This is a genomic window from Phormidium sp. FACHB-592, assembly GCF_014695795.1.
Classification (GTDB): domain Bacteria; phylum Cyanobacteriota; class Cyanobacteriia; order Leptolyngbyales; family Leptolyngbyaceae; genus Stenomitos.
Genome location: NZ_JACJOZ010000010.1, coordinates 1 through 26,570, shown reverse-complemented (window position 1 = coordinate 26,570; position 26,570 = coordinate 1). Strand labels below are relative to the sequence as shown.

Sequence of the window (26,570 nt, the reverse complement as noted above, 5' to 3'; positions counted from 1 at the left end):
TCTACTAATGCAACCTAGTTACTCAGAATTAACTCCTGAAACATCCCAAAGCATTGCCAAAAAGTCTTTCAAACAATGTATCTACACTTTAGTGTGATTGCGAATGATGCTCTTCCATTCTTCATCTGAAATCACCATAAAATCAAAGAAATCTATGATGCAACCCTGGATGGTGTCCATCATTGTCAGTTTGTTTGCTGCTGTACCTGCTGCCGCAGAAGCAATCCCAAATTCGTCAACCTTTTCGGGAGGACATTCTGTCCCTACGATCGCCCAGGTTAGTCCTCAGTCAAAACCTGCTGCTCAAGCCTGGGAATTAATTCGGACAGCCCGCCATAATGCTGCCAATGGTCAGGTTGCTCAAGCGACAGCAGACTTACTCCAGGCTGAACAACTCACCGCGCTTCTCTCCAATTCCGCTACCCTTGACCAACTCTTTGCCACCATTGCAGCAGAGTTCGCAAAACTGGGGCAGTACGATCAAGCGATCGCCGTCACTAACCGAATGAGCTATACTTCCCTGCCTCCTTTGGGGTGCTGTGTGCCTGTGAGGACGGATGCGGAAGTTGCGATCGTCCGAGCTTATTTGAATGCCGGACAGATTAAGACAGCACAGCAATTTGCCGAGAGAATTCAGTTTGCTCCATCCCGTGACCAAGCCTTAATTCCTGTGGTTTCCTATCTGGCTGAGCAGGGACAGTTCAGCGAGGCCATCGCCCTCAGCCAATCCATCCAGAATTACGGGGACCAGGCACGTGATGTCATCCTCAAAAGCTATATCAACGCCGATCGCTTCACAGATGCATTTGCATTCGTAGAAAAGATCACAGACCCAAACGAAAAATCATCCTTGCTCTCAACCCTGGCTCGGTGGGCATGGCGTAGTGGCAAGACTGATCTGTCTTACCAGATTGCCAGCCAAATTCCAGAGCCTAGCAGCCGAGTCCAGCTGTGGACAGAAGTTGCTCTCGCCTATGCTAGAGCCGGAGCAAAAGAGCGCGCCGTTAGCATTCTTTCTGAAGCCTATGAACTGGCTAAAATCCAGCCAGAGCCGCAGGTCTTTGCTCAGTGGGCAGGTTACTTCGCCCAGGTGGGAGCCTTCGATCGCGCCCTCGCTCTTGCCAACAGCTTTACCGGGTATGAACAGGCTCATGCCAAAGTCATCATTGCTCGTGCTTACTCCGATCTGGGACGGTATACCGAAGCGATCGCCATTACACAACAAGTGCCAGATGGAATCCTGCAACCCTTTGGCGATATGCTCGACCTTAAAGCAGAAGCCCTGCAACAGGTTGTCCGGCAAGTGGCAAAAACAAAACAGTACGATCGAGCAATGCAAGCTGCCAATGTTCTTCAGGGGCAGGCTCGTGTCAAAGCACTGCGAACGATCGCTCAACAGTACCGACGGGTTAATCGACCTCAAGATGCGATCGCCATGCTAGATCAAGCTTTGGCTGTAGCTCGCTCTGTGGACAGGATTACTATCTTCTACGATCGCAATACCTACGTCACCGTTTCTAATGCAGGATTGTTGCTAGAAATTACTCAGGATTATCTGGCGTTCAATCAATCCGATCAAGCCAGGGCAGTGTTAAATGAGGCGCTTGAATCAGCTAAAACGTTAAAGGTTCAGAATCAAGATTCGGTGCGAGAACAGGTGCAGTATCTGGAAACGATCGCCCGATTGTATGCCCAACTGCAACAGCATGAGAGAGTACAGGCAGCGGCAGAAGGTGCGTTTAACCTGATCAATCAGTTTCCTGGAAGTGAGCGATCGTCATCTTTCCCCTTCTGGACAGTCGTGCCGATGGCTGAAGTGGCTCAAATGTTTTTCCTGGCGGGGGACAAGGAAGAAGCGATGCAGATGCTATCGAGTTTAAGAACAGTCAATAGTACTGCTACAGACCCATTGCAGCAGCTTAGAGGAATGGAGGCGATCGTCAAAGCCTATGCGACTATAGGCGCGGAACCACAAATGCAGGAAACCGCAGAAGCTGCCTTGACCCTAACGCGAACCCTGAACCCTGCTCAGCAGGATTGGATGATTGGGCATATTGCAGTTGCAGCCGCATCTTCTGACCCAGCCTATGCCCTCCAAATTATCCAGAATCAGCCCCAGCAAGCCGGATACGTTTCTACACTGGCTCAAATGGCGGTGAATTACCATGCCGCTGATCAAGATACTCAGGCACAAGCCGTTGTCATTCAACTTCAGCAAATTGCGGAAACGATTCCCGATGATAACCAGCGAGAACAAGCCTTGAATGATGCGGTTCGCTTTTATTTTGTGCTTTCGGGAGTCCGCAATCCATCTATCTCGCAGCTGCTACAGGCAGGACAAATCAACGCCGAGCTTCAGTCTCCTAACTTGAAGGCTTACAACTGGTTCCTCATTGCTCAAGCCTATGCGTTTCAAGGCGAAACGAACCGCGCCAATCAAGCCGCACAATTTTCGCGCGAGACTGTAACAACGATGCGCGATCGCTTCGAGCAACGGGAACTCCTCTGGCAGATGGTTGAAGAAGCCCTAGGTGCCGAGGAGCCTGCTCTCGCAGCACAAATAGCAATGGGGTTTAACGAAGAATCTTATCGAACAACCGCGCTACGATAACTCAAACAGAATCCGAATGGCAGGAGGATTGACGAAAACTCCATTGCCGCTGGGTAAGCCGCATTCTTGTCTACGGTAATGCCTCGTAGAACCTAAGGGTGCCGACCCTTCAAAGCCTTGCGGAAGAACCTTGCGGCTGCCTTGCCATCCCGCTTGGCACTGAGTAGAAAATTCAAGCTATTGCTCTGGAAATTCACGGCTCGGTACAGATACTTCCACACCCCGCTGACTTTGATATATGACTCGTCCATACACCACGAGTTGTTTGTCGGTTTCAGATGGCGTAAGGCGTTCGTCAAGTTCCGGGCCATACTTCAGTACTTATCGGGTGATTGGGGAATGATCCACCTCCACCCCCGTTCCTGCCTCATCTCCTGTGGGTATCGGTAGCTCAAGGCATAGCGGTAGTACCAGCGAAAATTCAGCAGGATGATTTCAGGCAGAAGGTGTGTTAAGCTCCAACAACTCGAAATGCCGTGCCATCTCCTCCTCAGTCTTGTGGTCTGTGGCAAGCTTCCATAAAGCCTAATCTTCCAAACGGTCAAGAGCGGCTAAATCTGTCTTAAACTCATTGGGTGCGTTTTCCCAATCTGGAGGACTACCGACTTTCAGCGCATGGAGCATGACCTCTTCAAGCGTGCCCTACGGGATCAGCGAAGCTGCACGCCCCGTTGCGATCGCCGTATTAACCAATCGTTGATAGATAGGATCTGGAAGTTGCAGTATGACAGTTGCAGTCATACGAGGACAACAAGTTATCTCCTTATATTCTACCGAGAGCATCTTGAGGAAGATAAGCATCGTGCAGCTACACTAATGCCATAAGAGTCGCTTTTAAGAACACAGCAACTTACTTAATAATCTCTGAGAGAAGTTTCCCTTTAGTCGGTAGGCGATCGCCTTCAGCAGCAGCGAAGCTCCCGCAAAGCTGAAGGCGAAACTGCTCCAATGAAATGACACGTAATCCTTCGGCAAATTTAGTAGAGCTTGAAACTGTTCATGTATATAGGTTCTAACTTTTGAGCCAACGAAGTGACCCTTATTTCTTCGGTAGCTGTGACTGAGCACATTATATTGCGCAATTTCCAAACGAGTTGCGCAATGACCTTTTTTGGGGCTTTTGTATTTGAGTGACACCTTCGAGGGCAAAAAGCATGACAAAGCCATCTGTGATGTGCTGCAACTTCTAGTATCAAAAGAATCACCTGCTCTCTACAAACGAGTCGCGGAAGACTTAGAGGCATTGCTGCTCGATCATCACCTGATTGAAGTTATATCTCACTCGAAAGGATTAAGATTTTTTACTGCTAAGTCGGTGGACGTAATTAAACTGAAGCTGGTTTTCAGCCTATGTAAAGGTTTCAGGCGAAGCCATCTTAGATTTCCTCTGATCCACCTACTTAGTGAGAATCATTCTGTGCTGTTAAACGAGTGTCATAAATTACTATGTTCTTGCACTTAACAAATGACTGATTCTCATTTCTTGAATGCCTGGTAACTGTACTTATTCCAATTATTGTCGAAAAGTTTGTAGAAAGATCGGGAATAAAGGGCTGTAGAACTGTAGCTACCTGCTGAACTTCACAAGGAGGTGGACGATGACTGTATTTGATGCCGAGCAAGTCACCAAGATGACGCTAACCCTTCACCAGCAAGGCACAGAGAGTCTCGTTCACTCCTGCACACAGGCATGACCTTTAGAACTCCTCTGTGAACCTTGTCATTACACAAGTCACAGTCAGGAAATCAATGAATTTAGAACAATTGGGCTGGAGCGATCATTTCGCTGCCAGCTTCGTACCTTATCGTCAAGCCGGATTTACAATTGGTCGAGTTGCGGTTGAGTATCGCAATACCTATTTGCTCTACACCGCACAGGGCGAGCACTTTGCCGAAGTTACAGGCAAGTTGCGGCATCAAGCCAATGGCATTCAAGACTTTCCCACGGTCGGTGATTGGGTGGTGGTCCAGACACGAGTAGCCGAGGCGCGAGCGACGATTCACGCGATCTTGCCGCGTCGCAGCAAGTTTTCGCGTAACGTGGCAGGCAACACCACCGAAGAGCAAATGATTGCCGCGAATGTGGATACAGTCTTTCTTGTGTGTGGGCTAGATGGCGATTTCAATCTCAGGCGCATCGAGCGGTATTTGATTTTGGCATGGGAAAGTGGCGCAATGCCTGTGATTTTGCTGAACAAGGCCGATCTGTGTCCAGACGTGGAAGAGCGAGTAGCTGAAGTAGCGGCGATCGCGATCAGCGTTCCGATCATTGTGCTGAGTGCGGCAGATGGGCAGGGTATGGCAGCACTCCAGCCTTATCTGCAACCGGGACAGACGATCGCAGTGATGGGATCATCTGGTGTCGGCAAATCGACCATCACCAATCAACTTCGAGGTGAAACGGTGCAAGCTGTTCAGTCAGTTCGGCAGGGAGACGACCGCGGCAGGCACACTACGACGCATCGGCAGTTGATTCCGCTGCCGTCTTGGGCACTGATTATCGACACCCCAGGGATGCGAGAACTTCAAGTCTGGTCAGGCGCAGAGGGACTGCCCGAGACCTTTGCCGATGTGGAAGCTTTGGCGCAACAGTGTCGCTTCCGCAACTGCCGACACGAGCAGGAGCCAGGATGTGCCGTTCGGCAGGCGATCGCAGACGGAGAACTTGACGCAGACCGACTACTGAACTACCAGAAGTTGCAGCGGGAACTTCACTACCAGGTTCGCAAACAGGATCAGCGAGTAAACCTGGCAGAAAAAGGACGGCGGAAGAAAATTCACAAGTCGATGCGCCATCATCAAAAGGGGTAGCGTCAGAAGTCTAGACGGGAAAGTCCTCTCGTCATTCAAAATTGTTTGCCTCTCCTACTGTTAGCGGGTAATTCCAGCGCTAGGAGAGGCAAGCGGTTTGACAGTTTGTGGCGGCAATCGACAAAAACCTGAAAAGCTATCTTGCTGCAATTACTTCGCCGCTTTAGGCGCTGGGCGGCAGTGACGACCGTAGTAATCTGGTTACCGCCTGCTACCACTGCAACGAATTTAAGGGAGCAAAAACTGCTGCAACCGACCCTGAAGCTGGACAGCTTGCGCCACTGTTCCAGCTCCAAACACAAGGATGGACTGACCAATTTGCTTGGTTCAATGGCGGAACTTACATAATCGGAACAACACTACAGGTCGAACGACCGTCGTTGTCTTACGGCTCAACAACGAGAACATGGTTGAGGCATGCTCACTGTAGATTGAGTTTAGTTGGCATCCGCCCGTCGATAAGCCATGAAAGAGGGGTGCTGCGGCTAGAAAAGATTATGTATGTTCTAAAGAGCTTTATCTGTAAGGCTTTCAGCGTCCACAAATTCTACGCAACTCGTTTGCTCATATTTCCGTTTCAATACTGCTGAAGGACTGAAAGTCTTATTCTCCAAAGGATATAGCGATCGTAAATTCTGCGCAATTCATTTGCAAGTGCTTTAGAAGGGAAATTTGCAGAAGCAACAGACTTTGTGCGTGATTACTTGCGACGCGGCTTTAACTAAGCCTGGAACCCTTTCGTAGTAGTGACTTCAGCGACTAAAATTCTGCGCAACTTATTTGAAAGCGCCTAAAAAGGGCAATTTCGCCTAAAGGATTATTTGGCTCCCTAGAGAATAATTCTGCGTAACTCGTTTGCTCTTAGGGTTGATGGGGGTGTGCAAGTTCTAAAAAACTTGAAGTTGCTGCTGTATAAGAATTTCAGCTTTTAAAAGAAAGCGCAACTCATTTGCAAATTGCGCAATATAATGTGCTCAGTCACAAAAGCAATTGGCTCCCAACATAATTTATAAGCAGAAAATTGCTTTGTGAGCGATAGGCAATCTGGACGTTAGAGGTTAGAATGGCTCTACGAAATGACGCGTAATCCTTCGGTTAATCTAGTAAAGCTTAAAACCACCCATACATAGAAGTTTTAGCTTCTATAACAATGAAATGACATGGAATGCTTTGGTGATCGCAGAAAACGCTGAAGTCGTTTTAGGGCAGAGATTTCAAGCGATGGCTGACGAATTGTCATTTATTCCTTCGTTAGCGCTACAAAGTGACACGTAATTCTTCGGTAGGGTTTTCTCTAAAAATTGACGACTAAAACATCTCAAAGCCTTGCTCTGCAGGGCTTTAAGGCAAAAAGCGGTTTTGACATTTATTTCTTCGATTGTGACACTTATCTCTTCGCCCTACAGGTGTCAAACCCTCTCCCAGCAATGTTCTGATTGATCGCAAAATTTGCGCCACTGATTTGCGAACGCTTAAACTTAAGATCTTTTTGTCAAAAGCGTTTCTATACTAAGGAATAATAAACTTGTGCCACCCATTTGCAAAACATGGGTGGGGAGAGTTAAAAAAGATAAAAGCGCTGAAAGCTCCTTAGATGAGTGGCTTCAGGCTTTGGAGGACTGTGCCACTCATTTGCGAATTGCGCCATATTTTTTGGCTATTCACACTGTGACTGAGCAGCGCGATCAGTTCAGGCGAGTGATGGACTGGTTGATGCGTGGTCTACCGAACCGCTCCCAGGCATTGCCGCCCCTGAGGAAAAGTTCCATCCAGCGTAGCGGCTCTCCTCCACTCGGCGCTGACCAACCAGAACTACCAGGGGCAAAGGCAAGGGTCCCTTCAGCCACCTTAAAACTGCCGTCTGAGTAGATCGCATCACTCACGACATCGCCAATGCGAATCACCAGCTTGGTTTCAGGCTCCAGGTGCAGCGTGTGGGCTGGAATGGTGGTTTTGATGTTGCCGTAGCCATCGACCCAGGCAACACGGTCAAGTGGCACAGACGGGATTTGGGCTGGGTGCAAGTGGTCTCCTAAAAGGCTATGGTCTCCCTGAGCAATCGCCGCCGCCGCTAACGGAAACACATCGCGCGAACGAAATTGCGAACCGCCACGCGAGACATTGACCGCTTGTAAAACCTGAGCCTGGTCTTTGATGAAGGAAAGGGTATAGCCCGCATTCACACCGACAACTTGGACCGCGTTGGGTAAGAGCGCATAAGTCAGACCTTCACCTTCGTTATCCTGGCGGGCTTCCGGGTCGTCCTGGCGCGGGGCACAGTTGTGATAAAGCAACCGCTGACCGGGACCGGGATTGAGACCCAGTTGCGCGAGCCAGAAACCCGTTGCCAGCGTGCTGAAAGGTGGTACAGAAAGCGTTTGGATTTGCGCTTGTGGTAGAGCCAGCAGGAGACGCTGCGTGACTTCAGCAAACGCTGGATCACCCGTCCCGTAATCGGCAATGACAGCAATAAACATGCGGTACTTCTAGGTAAGGAGATAAGCGGCAAGGTACCAGCCAAGGCGTGAGGAGGCATTGGCGGTCTTGACCATTCCAGCAGTTTAGGTGTGACCGCCAACGTCTGCAAGACGACAGCGCCACACACTTGGCTGAACATGAGGCTGAGCGCTTAACAATGCTCCAAGCTGATTCAGAGTCGTTACTCTCACCTTGAACAAGGCTCGATAATTGGTTGCACCTATTTATAGCACCGTGAGCTATTGCCGTCGCTATCGGTCTTTCTACCGTGCCAGTCATGCCGACGATCACTCTAGGTGAGCGGCTAAACTGGAGTCGCCAACTGCAAGCAACCCATTTGACGACACGATGGCGGTGCCGCGTAAAATCATCCACATCGACATGGATGCCTTCTTTGCTTCCGTGGAGCAGCGTGACCACCCGCAGTATCGCGGCAAGCCCATCGTGGTCGGCGGTCGACCAGACCAACGAGGCGTGGTGGCTGCTGCCAGCTATGAAGCACGACTATACGGGATTCACTCTGCACTACCCTCATGGATCGCCCAGCAGCGGTGTGCTCACCTCATTTTCGTTAAACCTCGCTTTGAAGTCTACCGTGCTGTCTCACAGCAGATTCGGGACATCTTCGATCGCTATACCGACTTAGTAGAACCGCTCTCGTTGGATGAAGCCTATCTGGATGTGACCCAGAACAAACCCGGCCTTGCTTCCACGATGGCGATTGCCCGTGCCATCAAACAAGCGATTCGGGCAGAAACGCAACTGACGGCTTCAGCCGGGGTTTCGTACAACAAGTTTCTCGCCAAGCTTGCCTCTGGTTTAGACAAGCCGGATGGGCTTTACCTCATTGCGCCCGAGCAAGGGCAGGCAGTAGTGGAAGCCTTGCCGATCACGAAATTCTACGGCGTGGGAGCAGCGACAGCTCAAAAGATGCAGGCGCTCGGCATTCACACCGGGCTAGACCTGAAGCAGTGGTCCGAGGCAGACCTGCGCCAACACTTTGGTAAAACTGGCGGCTATTACTACCGCGTTGCCAGGACTGAGGACGAGCGCCCCGTCAATCCACACCGTGTTCGCAAGTCCATTGGAGCCGAGCAGTCCTTTGCAGACGATCTGGAAGGGCTAGAAGCGATGGAAGCAGCACTGGCAACACTGGCTGAGGAAGTAGCGACCCGCCTGGACAAACAGCAGCGCTATGGTCATACTCTGACGCTGAAGGTCAAGTATGCCGATTACCAGCAGATGACTCGTGCTCAAACAGTGACAGGGTTGCTACGGGATGCCGCGACGCTACACAGCCTGGCAAAGGACTTGCTGCGGTCACACCTTGATCCCAATCGCAAAGTCAGATTGCTAGGACTCACGGTGTCCAATCTGGGCGAACCAACGGCATTACCACGCTTACACCCAATTGAGTTTGCACTTGCCGCCGTTTTGTCACTAGCCCATCGGGACAAGCCAACCTCAACCTTCCTAGAAGTCTGTCCGCTACGACCAACGTAGCCTCTGACCAAACGCACACGTCCGAGCGGCAGGACAGGGCGATCGGTATCATTAGAGCCACCTTTGGCTGGCTGCTGCGTGCAAGCAACGTAGACCTTCAAGCCTAAGAGCGGTTGAGGAGTAGCTTCATGCCTCCCGCTACCACTGCCAAGGGCTGGATCAAGACGCTGGCGTCTGAGCACCCAGACGTCCTTGCCAGTGTGACGGTACTGGCAAGGACGTTCACTACACTTGCACCCGTCTACCTGTCATCCTGTTTGACTCCTGGCGCTTTCCCACTGAGTCAGCCGCACTCCAACGGGAAGAGCAAAGCAAGCAACTTACCCGGCAACAAAAACTAGCGTTAAGCAAAAGCTCAGTACATGCCGAGACAACCCCAGGCTAGACGGTGAGCGCTTACCTTTAACTGAGCAAACTTACGGCTGTTTTGTCACTTCAGCAGCGCTACAAGAAGCGTATTCCTATTGCTTTGGGAGTACCGCTCATGCGCCGTCTCTATCATGCCAGTCTTTTAACCCTCCTCTACAGCTTTCATGTTTGGCTCACGCTGCCCGCTGCTGTCGCCAACCAAAGTCCTTTGCAGACGTATTGTGGTGCTTGCCATCATCTTGGGTAGGACTCCAGCACTAGAGACGATTGCGATCGCTCATGTGTGCTGTTTTAAGGTTTCCGAACCTTACTGTCCTCTGCTATGAGTGAGGCTTTCAGCCTACACTGTCTTGCACAACAGACGAACCTCACTCAAGGTTTCGTGAGTCTGCTTCCAGCAGGGCTGTACCGCCAAGTCAGGATCAACGTCGTCGATCACCGTCTACATCGTTGCCTCACTGATGGCTCCTTGCTGCTAGTGTTTGAACTACTGGTACAGGGTAAGAAGTTGGTTGCCCTCGATCTTGCCCGTTCATAGCAGCCACTCAAGGCATTGAGCGCATTGGCGTGTGTTCATCGCGTTCAATTCCCCCATCTTGCAGTACGCTGGCTGTCCAAAACGCCCTCCAGGCGTTGCACAAAAGCAGAGTTGCGATCACAGGTCAGCACCAATTGAGCGATCGCTCTGACCATTGCAAGATACAGCAAGTGTGCCTCATCCTCTGTCGTACGCTGTTTGTGGGGTAGATAGCCCACGCCAGGAATACAGACTACTTGGAACTCTAAGCCCTTGATAGAGTGCCTCATCACCAGTTTGATGCTAGGCGCTATCGCCTTACAGAGCTGACTGTCCTGATCTCGCTTCAGGCATCGTGCTGAGATTCGTGCAAAATTTATCATATTGGCGCTGAAACCTTACACAGAAGGGCTTCCGCCGTTCAACTCAAAACAGGGCTAGTTTGGTTGGTTAGTTGCAGCAATAGCAGACGGGCAAGGGGTTAAAAAAGTAAGACTGCTACTATGTAAGGCTTTGAGTGCTTGTGCCAGTGGGCGGCTAGTCCCGCATTGGCAACGCTAGTTGAGCGTTAGCCACGCTGAGCAATGGGCACCTTAGAACAAACAGAGACAGAGCCAACCCGGTCAGAGCCAGCGGGTGCTTTCTTGCCTGAGACACCGTCAGTTAATCCGCTGGACCAGTACGCCTCCCTTTGGCACTTGCTTGCGGCTCCAGGCGTTGCCTGCAAGCCGTAGCTGACCGTTGCCCTGCCGGCAAGGCAACCAACGCCATGAACCCTGTTTGGAATCGAACGCTGCAAGCTTTTCTCTTTAAGGCTTTAACACCCATATGCTCAACTTTGACACTGATTGCGACACACTGCCTAGGAGGGCTGGCAAAGGCTGCTCCAACTAAATGTTCCCTTTTGGTCCTCGGTGACAGTTTTAAGCTTGACGTTAACAGCAGCAAATTTAGGCAAACTGGCACCAACCCTCGCATGGTGTCTTGATGGATCGTCTCCAATAGAACTGCTGCAGCCAGCTATGGAGCGCCAGTGGCAGCAGTTACAACAGCAAACCACTTATCCTTGGGGAGCAGCCCGTCCCTTTGGTACACTGGTTGGCGATCGCGTGACACTCACTTCAGCCTTTGATCGCTTCACCGGCGCACAAAAACGACAGGTGCTTGAGGCTGTCTTTGCCTACACGTTAACGCCCGCAGAACAACAAGCAATCCCTGGAACGATGAGGGCACCTTATGAAATCTATGCCCATGATGGATGCAGGCTTTACCAGGCAAATACGTGTCATGATCTGATGACGTTAACCGAGAAAGCGCGCTATGCGTCTTACTACAGTGGTGCTGCTCGCTCAGCTTCGGAAGCGGAGCGAGCAGTAGACTCACGGAATGTCGGTCGTCCAGCGTGGCGAACGGTACGGTTTCCCCTTGCCGCTGCACAAGAGCGCGCAACGCGGCTGCAATTTTGGCAAGCGATCGGTTACAAACAGGCCGCAAACGACTGGTGGCTTGCTTGGGTACCAGAACAGGGTCACTTTGAAGTGAATGCGCCTGTGGGTTACAGCCAAGCCTTACTACAGCGGTTTTGGCAAGTGGCGCCAAAACAATATCGCTACGTTGTGGTGACAGTCGACGGCACCTTTGTACGAGCACAGACCTTTCGCTAAAGTCACTGTTGCTCCTCATCGCCCTTGTATAGCAATGGAGTTGAACTCAGCGGAGCAGTTACCCACTCCGCTGGTCTTCAGAACCGTGCGTGAGACTTGTCGCCTCACACGGCTCCTCAACCGTTCGGTGCTTGTCACGCAGACTTCGGTGCAATTGGTCATGGCAATGTCGATGCAGTAAAGCCAGATTGTCCTGCCTGTAGTTGGCTAAGTTGCCGTCCACATGGTGCACTTCCATCCGATCCTCTGACTGATACAATCCATACAATTGACACTTTCCTGCTTGAGCCATCAACAGTTTGACAACCGTTGGTTTAATGGTGGGAAACCTGCCTGTTCGTTGACTCCAATAGACCCAATCACAGTCATAAGGGCTTCGACTGCTTTGAACCTTAATATGGCGTTGAAGAGGTCCACAAGAACCAACAGCGGCACGCGGCTTTGAACCCTCTCTTTTTTCTAATTACCTAACGTTTTTTGCTGCCTTCCTAACTGTTCTCGAACGGGATAGGCCTGTGCCCAGTGAAAATACCATCGCTTGTTAAAGCCTTGCCCAAGGTTAGTGATAGCAGATGGTTTTGCTAAAGCCGACGGTTGATGGCAATCGTCGGCTCTAGTAGAAGAACCACGATGGTGGCAGGGCTGTCGCGCTGACCAACGCACCTAATGGTTCATTTTTCTAGTAAGGTTTCTAGCGCTGCTGCTCAGACGAAAACAGCAGCTTGAAACGACTACAGCTAGAGCTAGTGCAGTGCCTTGAAAGCAAACAGGAGGAAATTTCTACGCTCCAACCTGAAGTCTCGTCTGCCAGGTTGACTAAGAGCGATCGCGCCGAGCTTGAGCTTTGAGGCTCAGTGGAACGAAAAACCGAGTTAAGATGCCTTTTACCGAGTCAAAGAGGTTGTAGCCCCTTAACATCGGCAGTTTTGGTTTTGGCTAGCGCTGCTAGGAAAGGTCAATGGGGTATACCCCTTTGAACCAGTGCTCCCAAGCGATTGCCCGCCTCAACCTAAAATCATGGAAGCCAGTTTGCTATAAGGAGCGATCTGTCTCGAAAGCTTAGAGGAATGAGCTTTCAAAGCTACTTGAACGCGAACATGAGCACACCAGCTTGTCCAATTTCCCTCTGGCTATTCAGATTGTTTTCTTAACCCGGTTTTCCATTCCACTGCACCTCAAATTCCTCAGACAACACTAGACCAAATAAATTGGCAAAAGATTTCAGTACCGTAACACCAGAAAACTTTACCTAACTTAACCAAGCTCTTGCTTCGGCTTGCTGCCTTCCACGTAGGGCATGAGAAAACAGACCTAGTCGGTCCTCTACATACGAGGCATCTGATACCTTTTATCCTTCCGCAATGTACAGTGGTACTGGCTTCGTGCTTTTGTGAAAGGAATCCAATAGTGAAATTCAAAGTCGAGGCTCAATCGCGCCGTTGCGGTGTACGCTTTTGGCATTGTTTCTATGAGTACTATTACCTCAGTGAAACTTTTGAATTCAGCAAAGGTAGTCACGAGATCACTCTTTAGAAAGGCTTCTAGGTGACTGTAGTCTGTTGCTGCCTGAGCGTTTTCTAGATTCTCCTCCACCTTGGCAGCCTTGTGCAAATGCGCGAACAACTTTGCTTTTCCCATAGAAAGTGGTTTTCCCAAAGGGAAGCGCAGCGATTGGAGCAGAGTTCTTCAAAACGGCAAGAAGGTCTAAATAGAGCCAGCTTAGCCACACAATCCTGGGTTCTCTAAAGTTGATCCTGAACCATTCCACGCGCTTACAAAGCCCTTTACACAGCACAAACATTGCCCTTATGTAGAGAGCTTCAGCCTCCGTTACAGGTTCAAGGGTTTTCTCTTGAGGCCGGTAGTCAACAAGGTTGTATTAGTAATAGCGCAACTATTGTGCAATGGCTTGATTGATGAAACTACAGTCCTGGCAGATGGTCCGAATGGTAGTCCTGCGCTCTGAGCTCATTGTGTACAAAGGCGCCTCATTGCCGCCGATCAGAGTGCAAGTAGAAGATGGCTCCATCATCCAAGTTCGATGCATCAAATCTGCTTCGATAAGGGTCGGTAGAGCTTCAAACATTTTGAAGTAGGGTTCCCAGCTTGGACCAACTGGAGCTTCTGCAGCGGTGAGGGCTTGAATTTTTGCTAGCGTGTTCACGACCTCATTCCTCCTCCATAGGGTTAAACCAAGCCACCCGTCACCCAAGCGGCTTGACCGTCCTCACCTCAAATTCTATCACTAAGGTACAAATGAGGTATCGTACAGCGCATTGTACCTATTAGCACTGAAAATTTGAGAATATTTAACTGAGCGACAGCGATTGAGTAAGCTTTGACAAACTTTGTGAGAAGTTGCCGGATTTTTAGGGCACTTTACAGAAGGTTCATTCAGTTGGAGAGATCTTTTACTTTGAGCAAGGTCAATCTTCACGTACACTTCTGTCTGAGAACTATGAGTCTAAATTTTCTTGCCCTTCTTGGTAATACTGTTCTCGCAATGGCGGTTCTTCTAATCGCTCAAATGGGAGCAGCATCAGCAACATCTTCAATGCAGTCAGGTCAAACAGAAAAATCCACTTCGGCACAGCTTGTTCAAGTAGAACAACTGGCTGATGCTGGAGATAAGGCTAAGGATGACGGCGACAATGATAACGATGACGGCGATGACGATGACGATGATAAAGAGGCTAAAAAGCTGCCAAAGTCTGTTTCAACTGCGGTATTCAAGGATTTAATTCAGCGAACAGGTGCGAAGCGCTCAACCTTCCGTGTTGTCAGAATTGAAAAGCAGACGTGGGCAGATGGGTGTCTAGGGATCAGCCGTGAAGGAGTAGGTTGTACCCAGGCAGTTGTTCCGGGCTATCAAGTTGTCGTTCTGCAAGGACAGCAGTATTGGGTTTATCGCACAAACGAATCAGGTTCTGCAGTTGTTTACGATGAAGTAGCATCTAAAACCATTGCTCAACAAATCAATCAGCAAGTAACGACCCAAACTCAAACGACAACGACCACTAGTTCTACTAGTTCTACGCAGGTTAGCTTTACAGATGTCTCAAGCACTTATTGGGCTAGCTCATTTATTACTGAACTGGCAAGGTTGACGATCGTAGAAGGCTTTCCTGATGGCACCTTCCGCCCTAATGATGTTTTAACCAAGGCTCAGTTTGCAGCTGTTATTAGCAAAGCGTTCGAGCAAACAAAAACTCGCAACGCGATCGCATTCCGGGATGTGTCAGAAAGCTACTGGGCATATAACGCAATTCGTGAAACTTATGAAACAGGATTGTTGAGCGTGAGTTCAAGCAATGAATTTGCCCCTACCCGTAGCCTGACTCGCTTAGATGTTTTAGTGACACTGGCAAAGGTGCTCAACTACACGACTACAACAAGTTCGGTGAACAGCATCCTAGCCGTTTATAAAGATGCTGCTAGTATTCCAACTAACTATCGGTCATCAATTGCGGCTTTAACCGAGCGGGGAGTGATGGTCAACTATCCTAATAGCGATCGACTAGAGCTAACCCGCACCGTTACACGATCTGAAGTCACAGCGTTCCTTTATCAGGCACTTGCTAGCGTCGGTAAAGTCCAAACCATTTCCTCCCCTTATGTCATCAGAAAAGGTCTGGTCGAGACCGGCGTAACAGAGGGTGGCAGCAACAGCAGTACAAACCAGATCAAAAAGCAGAATTGCAACCAGGGAATTGGCAATGGTGCAGAGGGGTGTGACCCTGGTAACTCACGACCTCGCGGTGGTAGTAATGACGAAGGAGGCAGAACTCCTGGTAATAAGTAATTCTTGAATTACTAAGGAACAGGAAGTAAATAACTCCGATATTTTTTGTGCGGGCGGACGGTCGTTCGCCCCCTGAGAGAACTAAATTTTTGGTTTTTACACTTTGGTGGAAGCTCGTTATGGCTTAGTTATAGCAACGGACAAAAAGTGGTCGTTAAGGCTAGAAAGCTCATGAGATAAAGCTTTCAGCGATCGCTCTAATTGGCTACCTAGCGGCTTGAGCTGTCTCGTTTTCACCCCTAAATGGGACAGTCCGCATCACAAACAACGATTTTGCACCCTTACAGGTTTCTCAGTCATGATCGACAAGGCTCCGTAAATGGGACAGTTCACTCCAACTGCTTACTAGCGACCAGAATTTTTCCGCTGCTAAAACTAAACCTGGACTAGCCACAAACTGGCACGATCCTTGAAAACTTTGCATAGCAGCAGTTTTACTTTTCCGCCAGTTCGCATAGTTGCTGCCACCCGCAACGGACCGAGCCGAATCGAGCAATTGAGTAAGGTTATCAGTGGTTCGATTCTTACTTTGATTGAACTGAGATGTTAAACAGCGTAAACTGAGCTCAGCGGTGCTTTCAGGCTTCACATTGGTTTTGGTCCGATTGCTACGGGAACGCCTAATAGATGCAAGCGGGTGAAATTGGATAAAGGTGCGTCGCTGTATCCCACGCCGCATAACGGTTAGAACCTTTATCCCTTGTATGTAGGAGAGCCATGTTTTAAGGTTTGCAATTACCGAACCACTGCTTCAACAACCGCTTTTAGCTCAGACATCGAACAGGGTTTGCGGATGCACCAATCCGCTCCCAAGGCTTGAGCTCTTTTCATATCGTCTCGATTTGGAAAACCACTAAAGCAAACGATGGAAACATGAGAGCAATTTGTTTTCAGCCACTCTAATAATCTGAAACCAGCATATGGTTCCAACCGTTTCAAAGCAACATCAAGAATCACTAGGTCAGGCTGTAAAGCAGTAAATTTCTTCTGAAATTCATCCGCATCCTGCACTCCAACAACTTTATAAGTGTCACTTAGCGTTGCAGACACCAGTTGCTGCAACTGGTAATCGTCATCGACAAAAACAACTTTCTTCACTCTTACCTCAGGCTACCAAGGGTTTGTTCAACAAGTTGGGTCAAGGCCTCGAGCGTGGCTTTCTGCTTATTAACTAAAATTCCCATCCTGTTCTTGAGATACTTCTTCTCTTCAGCCGATAAAGTAGCACCCGTGACGACAATGACAGGTAAGTCAAAGGCATTTTTATTCATTCTCAGTTGCTTCAATACTTCAAAACCATCGGTTTCGGGCATTAATAGATCAAGAATGAGTAGATCGGGCATTTGTTGATGGATGCACTCTAACGCTTCTCTACCGTTCACAGCTTCTAGGCAACGCACGTCTTTTTCTAACTTGATAGTTTCAATGACCTGCTGACGAAAAGCGGCATCATCATCAGCAACCAACACAGTTTTTCCTGCGAGCTGAGGCAAATGATATTCTACAGTTTGTAGTAGTCTCTCAGCTACAACTGATTTAGGTAGGTAGTCTGCTCCTCTAAAAGCAAGCCCCCTGATGTTTGGCTCCGATGAAAGGGTGATGATTAAAACTGGGGTAGACAGCAATTTAGGATTACTTCTACTTCGTAGCGCAATCAAGAAGTCCCAACCGTCTAACTTGCCTGCTAGATGAATGTCTAGCACAATCAAGCGAGGAGAGCGCTGCTCCAGCAACTGTAGAGCCTGCTCAGCAAAGGCAGTGGAGACGACATTGAAACCTGCTGACTCAAACTGATCTTGAAGGAGTTTGGCAAAGTTTTCATGATCTTCCACAAGCAAGACATCAATGGTTGTTGCAAAGACTGGCTCTTGAAACACCAAGGGCACCGGCTCTAGCACTTTAGGCAAAGTGAAAGAAAAAGTACTACCTTTCTCAGGCTCACTTTCAACGGTAATGTTGCCATGATGAGCTTCAACAATGGACTTGACTAAGGTTAATCCTAGCCCTGTTCCACCAATCTTGCGAGTCGCCGTACTGTCAACGCGGTAAAACTTGGTGAAGAGTTTCGCCCTTGCCTCTGGCGTCATCCCAAGTCCTTGGTCGGCGACACAAACACGAATAGCCGTTTCCTCTTCATGAGCAGAAATTGTGATTGTTCCTCCTGCAGGAGAGTATTTGATGGCATTGGACATCAAATTAGCAAGAACTTGACGAATGCAATCAGCATCGGCCTTAACAGGTGACAGTAAGTCAGGTACTACAACGTTAAAAGCATGCTCGTGATGGTTAGGGGCAAACAGCGAAATGCTTTCATGCAGCAACGATGCAAGAGCTACAGGCTCAAAATAGTAGGTCTGCTGTCCTGATTCAATACGTTGAATATCGAGAAAGTTAGTAATGAGATTGGTGAGGCGTATAGTTTCATTAGAAATGATGGTCAGATATTGGCGCTGTTTTTCTGGTGAAGATTGTTTGTGGAGTAGCAGTTCGGTAAAGCCACGTAAGCTTGTTAAAGGCGTGCGTAATTCGTGATTTACTGTAGAAATAAAGTCATTTTTCAATCGTTCGACTTCCTTCCGCTCAGTCATATCTCGTGCTACACAGAACATTAATTGTTCAGAGTCTGACCAACTTGCAGACCATAGAAGATCGATCCACGACCCATCTTTACGTTGATAGCGGTTCTCAAAGCCTGAGACGACATGACCAGCCATCACGTCAGTGGCAACTGCAATCGTCTTCTGAACGTCTTCGGGTACAACGAAGTCAAGGTAAGGGCGACCGACCAGATCTTCGGCACTGTAACCCCACAGCAGTAGGCAGGCAGGACTAAGATCCACAAACTTGCCCTCTGCGTTGATTGAGCAAATCACATCGCGTGAATTATCAATCAGTGCCTTTTCCTTACGAGCTGCTGCCGCCAGCAAAACATTGGCTTCATGCAGTTGGGCTTGCCGTTCAGCAATTTTCTCAGCGGTAGTGTGCAGCACCTGGTCCAGCTGACTCACTTCATCTTGTCCAAGAATCAAAGCGGTCAAAGGTTCCCCCTGCGCCATTTTGTGAGCATTATCTTGCAATTGACGAATGCGTCGGACAATGCCCACACTGTAAAGAGAATGAGCGACAAACCCACCCGCTACGCCAATCAAGCTTGCGACCCAAAGCACTGCGATCGTGATGCTCCTTTTGTTCTGTAGCCTTTGGCTACGTTCCCGTAATAGTTGATCTTCTACCTGAGTAAACTCATCCACACGTTGCCGAATGACATTCATTCCTGCTTTTCTTTGATCCAGGAGCGGCGTTAATTTAGCTACATTCCGCGCTTTGCCCTTAGCAGCTTGAATGAGTTCTAAGTCGTTTTGCATCAGCACCAGCTGCTGTCCAACCAGAACTTGAATCTGTTTGAGACGATCTTTCTGCTTAGGGTTATCACTCACTAACTGAGCGAGATCAGCTAAAGTGCCAGGAATTAAAAACTGTGCCTGCGTGTAAGGCTGTAAATATTCTTCTTTATGAGTCAAGTCATAACCGCGTACATCGGTTTCAGCCTCTACTAAGCGTCGGAGCGCCTGTTCTGCATTCAAGCGCACTTCCTGAGTGTGTTTTACCCATTGCTCCGCTTGATCAAGGTGACGTTGCAGCAAAGCAAAAGTAGTCAGCGAGGTGACTAAGCAGATGACTGGAATTGCCGTGACGATCGCGCCCTTAGAGCGTAAAGACAAATTGGACCACAGCTTCGATGAACGTTGCATCACTGATATAGGCATCATTGCAATGATGAGCTCCAACCTTACATAAAGCTGGTAGAAGAAGTGCCATGCTTCGATCCAGCAATGAAGCTTTGCACCCAGTTAAAGTTCAAATTGGTAGAGAAATGGTTAGAGTCTTTACCCCAAAAATGAGGCTAATGAACAAAGCGACCTCAAGCAGTGCACAACTCGTCATCCGAAATACGCTCATAAATCGCAGCGAATTTGGGATGGATAGCGCGAAATGCCTCTATGATTTGCGGATCAAAATGTTCAGGCTGGGTCCGTCCATCGCCATTGAGGAGAATGTCACAAGTTTTATCGTGTTCAAATCCAGGTTTATAGGGACGTTGGCTACGCAGAGCATCATATTGATCGGCGAGGATGATGATACGACCAACTACAGGAATCTCTTCTTCCCTCAATCCATTTGGGTAACCTGTGCCATTCCAACGCTCGTGATGAGTCAGCGCAATATCTCGGCTCATCTGTGCTAAAGGTGAATCTAATCCTTCTAGCAAACTTGCTCCAAACTTTGGGTGTTGCTTCATCGTTTCCCATTCCTCGGTGGAGAGTGCCCCCTGTTTGAGCAGAATGGCATCAGGGACGGCAATTTTGCCAACATCGTGCATGGGCGCTGCTTGGAAGAGCATTTCGGCTTCCACTTCGCTCCAACCTAAATGCAAAGCCATTGCTTTAGCATAGTGACTGAGACGTTGAATATGAGCACCAGTTTCCTCGTCTTTGTACTTCGAGGCACGAGTGAGTCGGAAGATAAGTTCGCAATAAGCAACCTCTAACTCCGCCGCCTTTTGCTTTTCTGCTACTACAGCTAGCTTCAAATCTTTGGCAAACGCTTGTAATTGTTGGTTAGCAAGAAGCAACTTCTGAGACTTCTCGCTTTCGGCCATAGCAAGACGCTTCAGATCACGGGCATAAATTGCTAGCTGAGAATTAGCGGCATCTAACTGCTGTTGTACATCAGTGTTGGCTTCAGGAAGAAACCTATCCTTCTCAAGGCGTCCAGTATTCATGAAAGCACTGCCTCTACTAAATGCATCAGTTCCAAAGGACTAAATGGTTTGATTAAATAGTGGTCTACACCGGCTGTTTTACCTGCAGCAATGTCATGCTGTTGTGATTTTGCAGTCAGCATAATGATTGGATGATGAATGAATTTAGGATTCATACGAAGTCTTTGACAAACTTCAATACCGCTGTATCCGGGCATCATGTTATCTAATAAAAACAGATCTGGACTTACTTTCTCTGCTAGTTCTAGGGCTTGTTGACCATCTTCTGCCTCATAAATAGCATAGTCATCATCTTCCAAAGTAATCCTTACTAACAGACGTAGCTGCGGTTCGTCATCTGCAATTAAAATCACTTTAGTCATCTGATCATTGAGTGAACGTCTTTGCCAGCTTAACTTGAGCTGGCAAATTTCTTCATACTTGTCTATGGCAATTTAAGGTTGTAAAAAACTTCAACACGATTAAGGTTCATTAACCTCGTAATCTGACTTCAATTTCTTGCAATATAATGCAGATCTCTCATCATAATTAGACAAATTGCTAGAGCTATGCTCAAGTTTGCAACTTGTGAAAATTTGTTCAAGCTACCTTATATTGATGTCATTTTCTACTTAAGCTTCTTATCGTTTTAACAACTTTTACAGTCGCTCAAACCTATCAACAACCAGTAAACCTAATCTTAATAGATCTATTAAGAATTTGCCTCTTGAACTTCAACAAGAAAGTTTAGTCGATTAGTTATTCTGATGATGTAAATCTTTAAAGTCTCATTGCAGAGTCTTATTAAGATTGATTCATCCGTATTCTTACGGTCTTTTACCCAGCAGCTTCATGGAAAACTTTTAATTTACCTTTCCCTTTTCTTGGTCAAAACCGCTACTGGGCTTTAGAGAAACTCGTCTAGCGAGGTACATCATCAACTATTGTTTAACCCCAAAAGATATTTTATGTGTTAAAAAGCACAACGAATCTGCCTAACTACTGCAAGTGGTTTTACCGTAGTTGGATAAACAATGAACACATAGAAAACAGAGGTCTTTACTGTCAAGCTTTTGTTTGCATCAGTGATTCCTATGAGTAAGTAAACTTCACTCTTGCTTAGCTCTACTCGGGTAACCACAGAAAAGACAACATCAGAAATTCTTGCTTGCAAACCAGTAGCAAAACTCACAAAAGCAGGAATATTATTTTGCCATACTTGCTTTAGCCATGCCTCAAGCTGTTCAGCCAGCTGTGTTGCAAAAACTGGTCAGTAGTAAGGTAGTCAAGTTCAGGCTCGGCTAAGCCCTTTACTATGTCTATGTAGAGTTGAGCCGACATATAGCCAAAAAAGTGCAAGAGGGGCTGGAAAATTCTATCCAGATTGAGCTACAGAGAATCTACTGAAGAAAGACTTAGCATCGGCACTGCTGCGGCAATATGCAGAAGTGGTATGAGAGAAGGGAGCTTTCAGCCGTTGAAACCGTATCAAAAGAGGCTGTGTACTACTGATTTTTGATTAGTACACTGTCCAAAAGTAGTCCAAACTTTTATTAGTCAAGAGTTTCAGTCTTGCCGGGGTGATTGAAGCGCAGTTGCCATGAAGTGCAATTAGGCTGGAACTGATACAGGGTAAGGAATTGGAAGTAATCATTCCGTACTATAAGTTTTGCCGTATTCTCCCATTTGCCTTTACTGGTCAACAAAGTCAGGCTGTTTCAGGCTTCGGTTTAGTTCTAATTGCACCTGGTGACACGTTCGCTTCAATCACCTGTTCCAGCAATACGCTTGACCTTTGTGGCTGACTTTCCGCTGGTTGATTGGGACTGACTTTTTCGCCATTTTTAGGCTTACGGGGGTTGTGCAAATAACCCCATCATCGCTTACTTGTATCAGCCCATCAAAGTTGACCGAGCCAGCTCTGTCTCTATTGCTTCTGCTGCACTCGCTCAAAACTGGCACAATCCTTGGAAACCTTACATAGTGGCAGTTCTACTTTTTAAGCTACTTACACGTTTGCAGAACCCGCAACTAGCCAAAACTCAAGGCACTTCAGCTGGAAGCACGTTTTTTGAGAAAGTGCTCAGCCAATCACACCCTAATGCCCAGCTCACGTCCACTGTCCTTTAGCTTGGCGGTGGAGGCTGTCTGTAAGCCCCAAGACGGTCACACAGAATCCTCCAGCAACCCAGGCAAACACCAGGCAAAGCCAAGTCTTCTCCTGAGTCTCCTCGCCACACTCGCACTGGTGCTTTCGAGCACAACGGTTGCTGTGCAAGCCTTTCAACCGCTATAGTCATCAGGGTGCTAGCGCGTTTTGAACTTACTAGAGGGTCTGTTGGCGGCACCAAGCCAGTGACCGGCTCGGGCTTCGTTTGAGACTGCTGCAAGCTTGCATGTCTGAGCCTTCCAGCCTTAACGACCCTTTGGTGTCCGTAGCGCAAACGAAGCCAAGGCGCTACTGCTAGAGTTGTGCGGCGGCTCTAGCAGTTCAGTAGGCGTGCCAATTCAAGTTGAGTGCTTATGACAGCCCCATTGCCAGACAAGGAATTAGAAAGGCTCCATGAGCTTTACGCTTATAAAATTCTTGATACGGCACCCGAGCCAGATTTTGATAACCTTTCTCATCTAGCCGCTTATATTTGCGGTACGCCGATTTCGCTAATTGGTTTAATTGATGAAAAACGCCAGTGGTTCAAGGCAAAAGTAGGCGTAGAACTGGTAGAAACCACACGAGACATCGCTTTCTGCGCTCACACAATTTTGCAATCAGACGTCCTTGTAGTGCCTGATCTGCTGGCTGATCAGCGCTTTGCCAATCATCCGCTCGTTGCAGCTGAACCGCACGTACGGTTCTATGCTGGTTCACCTTTGATCACCTCTAATGGTCATGCAGTGGGATCACTGTGTGTGATCGATTTACAACCCCGAGAACTAAGTGACGAGCAAATCAAAGCACTGCGAATTCTAGGGCGTTTGGTTGTTAAACAACTTGAACTGCGGAATAATCTCACCGTCTTAGGCCGGATTACAGAGCTACGAAAGCGGACCGAAGAGACCCTGAGACAGACGAAGGAGCGCTTTCGCAACCTCGTTGAACAAATCAATGACTGGGTTTGGGAAATTGATCTGAGTGCTGCTTTTAGCTACGTCAGCCCCAAAGTCAGCCAAATTTTAGGCTATGAGCCCAAGGAAGTCATCGGCAAAACCCTAGAAAACTTTATGGCTGATGATGAGGCGAAGCGTCACAACACGGTGATGCATTACTTTATGACTCAACAAGAGCCATTCTCCTCTCTAGAAAATCAACTTATTCATCAAGACGGTCGCTTGATTGACTGCGAAAGTAGTGGCTCCCCCATACTTGATGTACAGGGTAAGTTGCAAGGCTACCGGGGTGTCACTCGCAATATCACCGAGCGGAAGCAAGCAGAGCGCGAAATGCGTAAGGCGCTCACTCAAGAAAAAGAATTAAATGATCTGAAATCTCTTTTTATTAACACTGCCTCTCATGAATTTCGCACACCTTTAACGACGATTTTGGCTGCAGCAGAATCATTGGAGCATTATGGTCATAAATGGACTGACGAGAAGAAGCAAGCGTACTTTCGGCGCATTCAAACTGCAGTTGATTACTTAAATCGGCTACTGCAAGATGTCTTATTCCTGGGTCGTTCCGATGCTAAGAAAGTAGAATTCCAGGCCAGTCCCCTTGACTTAGAAAAGTTTTGTCGTCATTTGGTTGAAGATTTACAACTGACTGTAGGGAGTAAGCACCAAATTAACTTTTTGGCAAATTACCCTTCCCAGGAAGCAGTGATGGACGAGAAGCTCTTACAGCATATTCTGATTAACCTCCTATCAAATGCGCTCAAGTATTCGCCGGAAGGTGGCGAAGTGACGTTTGCTTTGTCTCATGCAGCCGATACAGCTATTTTTCAAATTCAAGATGCTGGTATTGGCATTCCCGCTCCCGATCTAAAAAAACTTTTTGCTTCGTTCTACCGAGCGACTAATGTCGGTAACATTTCTGGTACTGGGCTAGGGTTATCGATTGTGAAACGAGCCGTTGATTCGCACGGTGGCAATATTACAGTCACCAGTACAGTCGGTAAAGGTACAACCTTTACTGTGACCTTGCCAACCCATCATGACTAGCCTGAGAGAAGGATAGACCCAATGCAAAAAGTGCTAGTGATTGAAGATGAGCAAGATGTGCGAGAAATTATCCTCGACATTTTGGAAGAAGAAAAATTTTATGCCATCGGGGCAGAAAATGGTCGGGTGGGAGTGCAGCTAGCCCAAGAAATGTCGCCAGTATTAATCATTTGTGATGTCATGATGCCTGAGCTTGATGGTTATGGCGTGTTAACAGCCTTACGCCAGAATCCAGCCACCGCCGCCATTCCTTTCATCTTTTTGACGGCAAAAGCAGGGCAGGACGACTTCCGAGCCGGCATGGGGTTGGGTGCCGATGACTATTTGTCTAAGCCTTTTACGCGCTCGGATTTGCTGCAAGCGGTGACGACTCGCATGCAGAAACAAGCCACCCTAGACCAAAAGCTGCAGCAAAAATTGAGTGAATTGCGGAGTAGCATTACCCTGTCACTCCCACAAGAGTTAACCGGTCCTTTGAATGCGATTACCGCTTCTTCCCGCTTGCTCATGGATGCATCCGCTCTTATGGAGCAGGATGAGATTGTAGAACTTGCAGAAAACATTCATCAATCCTCACAAAGTTTGTATCGACTTGTGCAAAATTTTCTGCTTTATGCCCAGTTAGAGCTGGCTGAAAAGGAAGCCCCAGAACGGGCCAAATCTGCTCGCACCAAGCAGACTCACTCTGCTAGAGCAGTGATTACAGAACTGGCGCTTCAGAAGATGCAGCGAGCTGATAGAGAAGCTGATTTAGCGCTAGAACTGGAAGATGCCGCCGTCCAAATTTCGGAAATTAGACTGAAAAAGATTGTTGAGGAACTGCTGGATAATGCCATCAAATTTTCTCAGCCTGGTACGCTGATTCGGATTGTGAGTCTTGTGAAAGAGGAAACTTTTGCACTCCATATCATTGATCACGGTAGGGGTATGACCACCGAGCAAATGACCAGTATGGGAGCCTATATGCAGTTTGAACGGAAACTGTCTGACCAGCAGGGCTTTGGCTTAGGCCTGGTGATTGTGAAACGTTTGGTTGAGTTACAGGGGGGAGTCTTTGTGCTTGAAAGTATCCCTGGTCAGCAAACAGTGGTGCGGCTCGTCTTGCCGCTTGCTCAAGTCGCATAATTGGTGGTGTTCGCGATGGGCTTGAGCCGACATTAAGGCAAAAAGGTGCCAGATGACCTAGAAGCCTTAGCCGGGCTAAGTTTGAGCAAAGCAGTAAGCCGTTGACCTTAAAGCGGCCCTCCTGCTGCCACCCGCAGCTAACCAAACCGCCGGTGCAATTGCACTGCTGCTCGTCCAACAGGTGCTCGCGCTGCAGAAACGCCGTGAGGATCTGAGCGAGTGCCGCTTCCAGCAGTAGCAGCGGGTCACTTAATCAATGGTGCGTCTCGGCGGCATCCGGCACTAACACCAGGCAATCTTCTTGCGTGTAGCGGCGAAACTGGCGGACGTGGCGCAACAAATCGACCAAGGACGCGGGCATGCGCAGGTTATCACCGCGGCAGCTTCACAGATCACTTGCAGTTGCTCGTCTGAAAAATCTGACATGGTTCAAATGGCTACCACTTTGTACAAGGTCACTGCCTCTAGAGTGCCCGTCGCCTTTGCCTGTGAGTCAGTTAGATGACTAAAGTTCACCCAGCCAAGGTGCAGATAGGCTGTGTTAACGTGAGTTCGACGAACAGAAATTGACACAAGAAAAGCTGAGACTGGTTTTGAAGTAACGGTCTCAGCTATGGAAACCATCGTATCGCGTCTGGATATTGCACACCTTTTTTATGAACTGGACGATTTTTATCAGCACTTTGAGCACGGTTGGCAACACCAAGTGCAGTTGCCTTCCATGCCTGGTGAACGCCGGAGCCATTCCCGCCTGAGTTTGAGCGAAGTGA

20 protein-coding genes and 1 pseudogene are annotated in these 26,570 nt (G+C 48.3%); 14 read left to right on the top strand and 7 right to left on the bottom strand.

Annotation, left to right across the window (positions count from 1 at the left end; translation table 11 throughout):
- Window positions 1-154 precede the first annotated feature (154 nt).
- Window positions 155-2,611, top strand: coding sequence for a tetratricopeptide repeat protein (locus H6F86_RS01215; RefSeq protein ID WP_190446316.1), 2,457 nt, complete (start codon window positions 155-157; stop codon window positions 2,609-2,611).
- A 95-nt stretch (window positions 2,612-2,706) separates the two neighbouring features.
- Here H6F86_RS01215 and H6F86_RS32005 read toward each other — a convergent pair.
- Window positions 2,707-3,084, bottom strand: a pseudogene (locus H6F86_RS32005) (IS6 family transposase); the annotation flags it as partial.
- Between the two features lie 1,276 nt (window positions 3,085-4,360).
- Here H6F86_RS32005 and rsgA point away from each other — a divergent pair.
- Complete coding sequence (rsgA, locus tag H6F86_RS01205) at window positions 4,361-5,422, top strand: ribosome small subunit-dependent GTPase A (protein ID WP_190446314.1); 1,062 nt, start codon at window positions 4,361-4,363, stop codon at window positions 5,420-5,422.
- A 141-nt stretch (window positions 5,423-5,563) separates the two neighbouring features.
- Window positions 5,564-5,770, top strand: coding sequence for a hypothetical protein (locus H6F86_RS01200; RefSeq protein ID WP_190446313.1), 207 nt, complete (start codon window positions 5,564-5,566; stop codon window positions 5,768-5,770).
- Between the two features lie 1,337 nt (window positions 5,771-7,107).
- Here H6F86_RS01200 and H6F86_RS01195 read toward each other — a convergent pair.
- Entirely contained in the window at window positions 7,108-7,899 is a 792-nt protein-coding gene (locus H6F86_RS01195) for an SAM-dependent chlorinase/fluorinase (RefSeq protein ID WP_190446312.1), read from the bottom strand.
- 349 nt (window positions 7,900-8,248) lie between these two features.
- On the opposite strand from H6F86_RS01195, the gene dinB reads away from it, so the two are divergent.
- The 4 genes from dinB (at window position 8,249) to H6F86_RS01175 (ending at window position 10,310) form a co-directional block, all read left to right on the top strand.
- Window positions 8,249-9,403 carry a DNA polymerase IV gene (gene dinB, locus H6F86_RS01190; protein ID WP_190446311.1) on the top strand — a complete coding sequence of 385 codons (1,155 nt, stop codon included), beginning with the start codon at window positions 8,249-8,251 and terminating at the stop codon, window positions 9,401-9,403.
- Between the two features lie 128 nt (window positions 9,404-9,531).
- Complete coding sequence (locus H6F86_RS01185) at window positions 9,532-9,744, top strand: hypothetical protein (protein ID WP_190446310.1); 213 nt, start codon at window positions 9,532-9,534, stop codon at window positions 9,742-9,744.
- A gap of 86 nt (window positions 9,745-9,830) precedes the next feature.
- Window positions 9,831-10,019, top strand: coding sequence for a hypothetical protein (locus tag H6F86_RS01180; RefSeq protein WP_190446309.1), 189 nt, complete (start codon window positions 9,831-9,833; stop codon window positions 10,017-10,019).
- Window positions 10,020-10,154: 135 nt separating this feature from the next.
- On the top strand, window positions 10,155-10,310 hold the full coding sequence (locus H6F86_RS01175; protein WP_206755994.1) for a hypothetical protein: 156 nt from the start codon (window positions 10,155-10,157) through the stop codon (window positions 10,308-10,310).
- A gap of 44 nt (window positions 10,311-10,354) precedes the next feature.
- Here H6F86_RS01175 and H6F86_RS01170 read toward each other — a convergent pair whose 3' ends face one another.
- Entirely contained in the window at window positions 10,355-10,672 is a 318-nt protein-coding gene (locus H6F86_RS01170) for an ATP-dependent helicase (RefSeq protein ID WP_190446307.1), read from the bottom strand.
- Window positions 10,673-10,873: 201 nt separating this feature from the next.
- Here H6F86_RS01170 and H6F86_RS01165 point away from each other — a divergent pair, with 201 nt between their 5' ends.
- The 4 genes from H6F86_RS01165 to H6F86_RS01150 all read left to right on the top strand — a co-directional run bounded on the left by H6F86_RS01165 (window position 10,874) and on the right by H6F86_RS01150 (window position 15,755).
- Entirely contained in the window at window positions 10,874-11,023 is a 150-nt protein-coding gene (locus tag H6F86_RS01165; RefSeq protein WP_190446306.1) for a hypothetical protein, read from the top strand.
- Between the two features lie 180 nt (window positions 11,024-11,203).
- Window positions 11,204-11,953 carry a hypothetical protein gene (locus tag H6F86_RS01160; protein WP_190446305.1) on the top strand — a complete coding sequence of 250 codons (750 nt, stop codon included), beginning with the start codon at window positions 11,204-11,206 and terminating at the stop codon, window positions 11,951-11,953.
- 34 nt (window positions 11,954-11,987) lie between these two features.
- Window positions 11,988-12,134, top strand: a complete 147-nt coding sequence (locus H6F86_RS01155; protein ID WP_190446304.1) for a hypothetical protein — start codon at window positions 11,988-11,990, stop codon at window positions 12,132-12,134.
- 2,277 nt (window positions 12,135-14,411) lie between these two features.
- Window positions 14,412-15,755, top strand: a complete 1,344-nt coding sequence (locus tag H6F86_RS01150; RefSeq protein ID WP_190446303.1) for an S-layer homology domain-containing protein — start codon at window positions 14,412-14,414, stop codon at window positions 15,753-15,755.
- A gap of 735 nt (window positions 15,756-16,490) precedes the next feature.
- On the opposite strand, the gene H6F86_RS01145 is transcribed toward H6F86_RS01150, so the two are convergent.
- The 4 genes from H6F86_RS01145 to H6F86_RS01130 form a co-directional block, all read right to left on the bottom strand.
- Entirely contained in the window at window positions 16,491-16,853 is a 363-nt protein-coding gene (locus tag H6F86_RS01145) for a response regulator (protein WP_190446302.1), read from the bottom strand.
- Between the two features lie 2 nt (window positions 16,854-16,855).
- Entirely contained in the window at window positions 16,856-19,477 is a 2,622-nt protein-coding gene (locus tag H6F86_RS01140) for a response regulator (protein ID WP_190446301.1), read from the bottom strand.
- 200 nt (window positions 19,478-19,677) lie between these two features.
- Entirely contained in the window at window positions 19,678-20,538 is an 861-nt protein-coding gene (locus H6F86_RS01135; protein ID WP_190446300.1) for an HD domain-containing phosphohydrolase, read from the bottom strand.
- A complete protein-coding gene (locus tag H6F86_RS01130; RefSeq protein ID WP_190446299.1) occupies window positions 20,535-20,900 on the bottom strand; it encodes a response regulator in 366 nt (121 codons plus the stop codon). The genes H6F86_RS01135 and H6F86_RS01130 overlap by 4 nt, the downstream gene beginning before the upstream one ends.
- A 1,718-nt stretch (window positions 20,901-22,618) precedes the next feature.
- Between H6F86_RS01130 and H6F86_RS01125 the strand changes: the two genes are divergently transcribed.
- The 3 genes from H6F86_RS01125 to H6F86_RS01115 all read left to right on the top strand — a co-directional run bounded on the left by H6F86_RS01125 (window position 22,619) and on the right by H6F86_RS01115 (window position 25,800).
- Window positions 22,619-22,813, top strand: coding sequence for a hypothetical protein (locus H6F86_RS01125; RefSeq protein ID WP_190446298.1), 195 nt, complete (start codon window positions 22,619-22,621; stop codon window positions 22,811-22,813).
- Window positions 22,814-23,040: 227 nt separating this feature from the next.
- Window positions 23,041-24,675 (top strand): ATP-binding protein, encoded by a 1,635-nt coding sequence (locus H6F86_RS01120; RefSeq protein ID WP_190446297.1) that lies wholly within the window; start codon window positions 23,041-23,043, stop codon window positions 24,673-24,675.
- A gap of 21 nt (window positions 24,676-24,696) precedes the next feature.
- A complete protein-coding gene (locus tag H6F86_RS01115) occupies window positions 24,697-25,800 on the top strand; it encodes a response regulator (protein WP_190446296.1) in 1,104 nt (367 codons plus the stop codon).
- Window positions 25,801-26,570 lie beyond the last annotated feature (770 nt).